This window comes from Streptomyces sp. NPDC127068 (assembly GCF_042724695.1).
Lineage (GTDB): Bacteria > Actinomycetota > Actinomycetes > Streptomycetales > Streptomycetaceae > Streptomyces.
In genome coordinates, this window is record NZ_JBHXEN010000020.1 from 1 (window position 1) to 6433 (window position 6433).

Genomic DNA, 6433 nt, shown 5'->3' on the forward strand with positions numbered 1-6433 from the left:
CGCCGGGGTCGATCCGGCGCGCACCGGCCGCACGGGTCACGCGGACCGGGCGAGGGCGTCCGGACGCACCGGGTCGGCGAAGGGCAGTCCCGCGGCGTAGCGGGCGAGTTCGTCGACGGCGGCCCGTGCCATGCGGGTCAACTCGTTGCCGAGCGATCCGGCCACATGCGGGGTGAGCAGCACGTTCGGCAGCTCGTACAGGGGCGAGGACGCGGGCAGCACCTCGGGATGGGTGACGTCGAGCACGGCGTTCAACCGGCCGCTGACCAGTTCCGCCGTGAGCGCCTCGGTGTCCACCAGGGAGCCGCGTGCCGTGTTGATCAGCGTCGCCCCGTCCGGCATCCGGCTCAGCTGCTGTGCGTCGAACAGGTGGTGGGTGGAGGGCAGTTGGGGGGCGTGGATGGTGACCACGTCACTGGAGCGGGCGAGCACGTCCAGGTCCACCGTGCGGACCTGGAGTTCCGCGGCCTGCTCGGTGTCGACGTACGGGTCGTACAGCAGGACCTCCAGGTCGTACGGGCGGAGCAGTTCGATGACCCGGCGCCCGATGCGGGAGGCACCCACGACACCGACCGTCCGACGGTAGTTGCCGCCGCGACCGATGGTGTCGATGGGGCTGATCCAGGTGCGCTTGGCCCGGTACGCAGCGGCGGCGGGCAACACGCCCTTGCCGGCCAGCAGGACCATCGCGACCGTGTACTCGGCGACCGGCACGGCGTTCGCCCCCGCGGCGGAGGCGACCGTGATGCCGCGCTGCCAGCACGCGTCCGTGATGTGGTGCTTCACCGACCCGGCGGCGTGCACGACGGTGCGCAGCCGGGGCATCAGCTCCAGTGCCCGCGCGTCCAGCGGCGGGCACTCCCACCCGGTCAACAGCGCCTCGGCGCGGGCGAGGGCGGGCGCCACCGCGGGGTCGTGGAAGTCGGTGACGACGAGGGCCGGGTCGGTGTCCGCGACCTGCGTCAGCAAGGTCAGCGTCTCGTCGTCGAACAGGGCGTCGCGCACCTCGGGCGCCATCGCGAGAACGGTCCGCGGGCGGTGGGGGGACGTGGTGGCGTCGGTCACTTGACGGCTCCGGCGGTCAGGCCCGAGCGCCAGTAGCGTTGCAGGCAGAGGAAGGCCAGGACGAGGGGCAGGATCGACACGAGCGAGCCGGTGATCAACAGTGCGTACTGCTCCGGGTACTGCGACAGGTTGGCGTTCCAGTTGAACAGGCCGAGGCCGACCGGATACAGGTTCTGGTCGTTGAGCATCACCAGCGGCAGGAAGAAGCTGTTCCAACTGCCGGTGAAGGAGAACAGGAACACCGTCATGAACGCGGGCTTCAGCATCGGCAGCGCGATCGAGACGAAGGTGCGGATCTCCCCGGCGCCGTCCATCCGGGCCGCCTCCAGCGTCTCGCCCGGTACGTACCCCTCGGAGAACACCCGGGAGAGGTAGACGCCGAACGGGTTCGCCAGGGACGGGATCAGCACCGCCCAGTAGGTGTTGACGAGGTCCACCTTGGAGGCGAGCAGGTAGATCGGCAGCGACACGACGGTCGCCGGCACCAGCAGGCCGAGCAGGACGAAGCCGTAGATCCGTTCCTTGCCCGCGAAGTGGTACTTGTCGAAGGCGTAGCCCGCCGCGACGCACAGCATCGTGGACAGCACCGAGCCCACCAGGGAGTACAGGGCGCTGTTGGCGAGCCAGCGCCCGAAGACGCCGTCCTGGTAGGTGAACAGGTCCGACAGGTTGGACAGCAGGCTGAAGTCGCCGAGCTGGAATCCGGGCTTGCCGAAGAGGTCGCCGTTGTCCTTCGTGGCGGCGAACAGCAGCCACAGGACCGGCATCAGGGTGTAGAACGACATCACGATCAGCACGGAGTTGACCGCGGCGCGCGAGAAGCGCTGGGTGCGGGGCCGCCGTCCGGAGCCGGACGGCTCCTGGGCGGGGGACGTCTTCGTCGAAGCGGTCCGACGGGCGTCCTCGGGGGTCAGGGTGGTCACGCTCACGCCTCCTTCCACCGGTTGCCGAGCTTGGTGACGACGAACGACAGGGCGATGCCGAGCAGGGCCAGCAGCAGTGACGCGGCGGCGGCGAGGCCGAAGTCGTGCTTGGAGAAGGCGGCCTGGTAGATGAACATCGTCGGCGACCACTCGGGCGACAGGCCCTGGGCGTGCAGCCGGAACGTCTCGGGCTCGGTGAACAGTTGGATCGCGCCGATGCAGGTGAACAGGGTGGTCAGCACCACCGAGGAGCGGATCATCGGCAGTTTCACGGACAGCGCGGTGCGCAGCCCGCCGGCGCCGTCGACGATCGCGGCCTCCAGCGTCTCGCGCGGAATGGCCTGGAGCGCGGCGTAGAAGATGACCATGTTGTAGCCGATCCACTGCCAGGCGGCGGCGTTGACCATGGAGAACAGGATCGCGTTCGGCCCCAGGAAGTCGGCCTCCGTGCCGAACCACTCCAGGAACTGGTGGATCGGGCTCAGCCCCGGGGTGTAGAGGAAGACCCAGATGATCGCGGCGATCAGTCCGGGCACCGCGTGCGGCAGGAACGCCGCGAGCTGGAAGAAGCGCTTGGCCCGGGCGAGTGCCGAGTCGATCAGCAGGGCCAGGAACAGGGCCCCGCCGATCATCACCGGGATGTACACGGCGCAGTAGGCGGCGATGTGCACGAACCCCTGCTGGAAGCCGGGGTCGGTGAGGGCGCGGGTGTAGTTGCCCAGGCCGGCGAAGAGGGTTTCGGTGCCCCCGAAGCCGAGCCCCGAGGACTGCTCACGGAACAGGCTCAGATAGGCCGCGTAGCCGATCGGGACGATCAGGGTGAGGACGAAGAGCAGGAGGAACGGGCCTATCAGCAGGGTCGCGGCGACGCGCTGCCCGCGGCGGGCAGCGGCGGACGCGCCGCCTGAGAGCCTTGTGGTCACCAGGGGCTCCTTGGTGGGTGACGAGGTGTGCGGGGAGCGGGGGGCCGGGGCCGGGCCGCGCCGGACCGGGGGTCCGGGCGGGCCCGGTGGGTCCCGGCGGGCCTCACTCGGCGAGCTTGAGCCCGCGGTCCTTGATGAGCTTCTCGGCGGTGGCCTGGCCCTTGGCGAGGGCGGCGGAGAAGTCCCCGTCGGAGGCCTTGCCGAGTGCCGCCGTCAACTCGACCGAGGTCGCGTTGTGGACGGGGCTCCACACCCAGCCGGCGTTGATGTTCGGCACCTGCTCGGAGGCCGCGGCGTAGAGGTCCTGACCGTCGAAGTACGCGGTGTCGAAGGACTGCTTGGCGACGTCGCGGAGCTTCTCGTCGGCGGGCAGCGCGGAGGAGGTGCCGGCCGCGAGCCGGGCCTTGACCGCCTCGTCGGAGGTCGTGGCCCAGGCGACGAACTCCGCGGCGGCGGCGGCCTTCTTGCTGTCCTTGACCACGGCGAAGGAGGAGCCGCCCACCATGCCGGTCTTGCCGTCCCCCCAACCGGGCAGCGCCACCGAGGCCCACTTGCCCGCCTGGTCCGGCTGCTCCGTCTTGAGGGCGCCCGCGCCCCAGGAGGCGCTGATCCGGGTGTACACCCGGTGGTCGGCGGTGGCCTTGGTCGACTCGGGGCTCCACGCCTTGTGGTTGAAGACCAGGTCGTCCTTGACCAGCGCGCCCCAGAAGTCGGCGACCTTGTTGGTGGCCGCGTCGTTGATGTCGACCTTCCAGGAGTCGCCCTCGGCGGTGTACCAGGTGGCGCCCGCCTGCTGGGCGAGGGCGGCCCAGGTGGCCGTGTCGTCGCTCCAGAACGCGGTGATGCGGGCCTTGGAGTCGGCCTTCTTGATCTTCTCGGCGGCCTCGGCGTACTCGGTCCAGGTCTTGGGGACCGGGATCTTGTGCTTCTCGAACAGGTCCTTGCGGTAGTACATCATCTGCGGGGCGACGTCGAACGGGGCCGCCCACTGTTTGCCGCCGAGGGTGACGAGGTCCTGCACCTGCCGGGGCGCCTTCTTCACCGTGTCGCCGAGCAGTTCGGAGGAGTCGGCGATGAGCCCCTGGGTGACCAGGTCGGGCAGCGCCTGGTACTCGACGTTCATGACGTCGGGCGCGTTGCCCGCCTTCACCCCCTTGGCGAGCTTGTCGTAGCCGCCCGCGAGCCCGGCCGGCACCTCGGAGAAGCGCACGCGGACGTTCTTCTGCGACTTGTTGAACGCCTCGGCGGTTTCCTTGGTGCCCGGCATCCACGACCAGTAGTCGATCGTGACCGGCTTGTCCGGGCTTCCGGCGGAGCCCGACGCGTCCTCGTCGCCGCTGCCGCAGGCGGCGACGAGGGCCAGCGAGGCCACGGCTGCCACGAGGGCTATGGGGGACTTGATGGAGGTGGGCTTCATTGCACTACTCCTCGAAAAAGGCCGATCGATGACGGCGAGTTGGCGAACATCTTTCGACCAAAAACGATCAGGGTCAAGAGTGAATGAGCGAACGATCATCTCGGAACGGTTTCGATCGCTCGACGGTCGATCAGGAGGGCTATGTCCGGACACGGGTGGGCAAACGAACGGAAGAGCACATCAGCCCAGGTCGGGGGCGTCCCGGAACTCCACCACCGGGGACGGAGGAGCGTCGTCCAGCTCCAGCACCACGACCTCGTTGCGTCCGGCGCGCACCAGCGGCCAGGGGACGTACAGGGTGCGCTGCGGTCCGCGGTCCCAGTACCGGCCCAGACAGAACCCGTTGACCCAGACGTAACCCTTGGTCCAGCCGGGCAGCGCGAGGTACCCGTCGGCGGGCTCCACCGCCTCGAAGTGCCCCCGGTGGAAGACCGGCCCCGGCCCCTCGCCGGCCGCACCCCAGGGCAGACCCTCGGGCGTGCCGTGCCCCAGCTCCACGGCCCGCGCCGACCAGCCGTGCAGGGCCTGTTGGGTGTGCAGCACCCGACGCACCCCCTTGCGGTCGCCGAGGCCCATCCCGTAGTTCACCCGCCCCATGGACTCCACCAACAGGCCCACCCGCGCCCCGTCGGCCGGCACCGACACCTCGGGCACCTGCTGCTCCCCGTCCCGCTCCAGGACGCCCCTGAGTCGTCCGTCCACGTACAGGTGGGCCCGGTCGGCGAGTCCCTGCACGGACAGGGGATAGGGGCCGCGCGGCCCCGGGACGGTCGTCTCGTAGAGGACGAGCCCGTGCGCGAGTCCCAACTCCTCGAAGGAAGGCGGCTCGGGGGACCGCACCGGCTCCCCGGTGCCCAGCCGGTCGAGCACGTCGAAGAGGCGGACGGAACCGTCGAGCTCCACCCGACCCGGCGGCAACAGCGCGGGAAGCGGCAGGGGTTCGGGCGGCGGGGCGTCCGCGTAGCGGCTCAGCACCTCCCGGAAGGCGTGGAACTTCTCCGTCACCGCGCCGCGCTCGTCGACGGGGGCGTCGTAGTCGTAGGAGGTGACGGTCGGCGCGTAGCGCTCGCCGGTGACGGGGTCCTTGGTGTTGGCCCCGGCCCAGGTGGCGAAGTTGGTCCCGCCGTGGGCCATGTACAGGTTCACCTGCCCGCCCGACGCCAGGATCTCGTCGAGCGCCGCCGCCGCTTCTTCGGGGGCGCGCACGACGTGTTCGTCCCCCCAGTGGTCGAACCAGCCGCACCAGAACTCCATGCACACCGGCGGATCGTCCGGCCGCACCGCCGCCAGCTGGGCGAACGCCTCGCCGGCCCGGCTGCCGAAGTTGACGGTGGCCAGGTGGCCCGGCACCGAGCCGCCGGTCAGGAAGAAGTCGTCGGGCCCGTCGGAGGTGAACAGGGGGACGTCGACGCCCCGTTCCCGCATCAGCTCCGCCACGTGGCGCAGATAGCCGGTGTCGGTGCCGTACGAACCGTACTCGTTCTCGATCTGCATCATCAGCACGTTGCCGCCCCGGGTGACCTGGTGCGGGACGAGCCGTGGCAGCAGTTCGTCGAACCACCGCTCCACCCGGGCGAGGAAGCCCGGGTCCTGGCAGCGCAGCGCCCGCACCTCGGGGTCGGCGAGCAGCCACCAGGGCAGCCCGCCGTTCTCCCACTCGGCGCAGATGTACGGGGACGGCCGCACGATCGCGTGCAGTCCGGCCTCCCGGGTGGCGGTCAGGAACCGGTCCAGGTCGGCCAGGCCCGAGAAGTCGTAGCTGCCCGGCCGCGGTTCGTGCAGGTTCCACGGAACGTAGGTCTCGACGCAGTTGAGGCCCATCGCGCGCAGCTGGCCCAGCCGGTGGGGCCACTGTTCGGGCAGCGAACGGAAGTAGTGCAGGGCACCCGACAGCAGGCGCACCGGTCTGCCGTCGAGGGAGAACCCTTCGGGGGACACACGGAACATCGGGAACTCCTGGGGAGAAATCGGGTGTGGGTAGGGGCGTCGGAGGGCAGGGCGGTGGGGGGGGCCCGCGGGTGGGGGGGCGCACCACCCCCCCGGAGCGCAGGCGCGAACGGGCGGGTAGGGGCCCGGCCGGTCGGCGCGGGGCGCGGACAAAGCGC

General features: G+C 70.5%; 5 protein-coding genes. All 5 read right to left on the reverse strand.

Features of this window, described 5'->3' with window-relative positions:
* Positions 1 to 36: 36 nt before the first annotated feature.
* A complete protein-coding gene (locus ACFWIA_RS14815; RefSeq protein WP_387004440.1) occupies positions 37 to 1017 on the reverse strand; it encodes a hydroxyacid dehydrogenase in 981 nt (326 codons plus the stop codon).
* Positions 1018 to 1061: 44 nt separating this feature from the next.
* Positions 1062 to 1994 carry a carbohydrate ABC transporter permease gene (locus ACFWIA_RS14820; RefSeq protein WP_387004187.1) on the reverse strand — a complete coding sequence of 311 codons (933 nt, stop codon included), beginning with the start codon at positions 1992 to 1994 and terminating at the stop codon, positions 1062 to 1064.
* Positions 1991 to 2839, reverse strand: a complete 849-nt coding sequence (locus ACFWIA_RS14825) for a carbohydrate ABC transporter permease (protein WP_385493021.1) — start codon at positions 2837 to 2839, stop codon at positions 1991 to 1993. Before ACFWIA_RS14825 ends, ACFWIA_RS14820 begins: the two co-directional genes overlap by 4 nt.
* 175 nt (positions 2840 to 3014) lie before the next feature.
* A complete protein-coding gene (locus ACFWIA_RS14830) occupies positions 3015 to 4328 on the reverse strand; it encodes an ABC transporter substrate-binding protein (RefSeq protein ID WP_387004190.1) in 1314 nt (437 codons plus the stop codon).
* A gap of 180 nt (positions 4329 to 4508) precedes the next feature.
* The gene (locus tag ACFWIA_RS14835; protein ID WP_387004193.1) at positions 4509 to 6275 is read right to left on the reverse strand and encodes a beta-galactosidase family protein; all 1767 of its coding nucleotides are present in this window, start codon (positions 6273 to 6275) and stop codon (positions 4509 to 4511) included.
* Positions 6276 to 6433 lie beyond the last annotated feature (158 nt).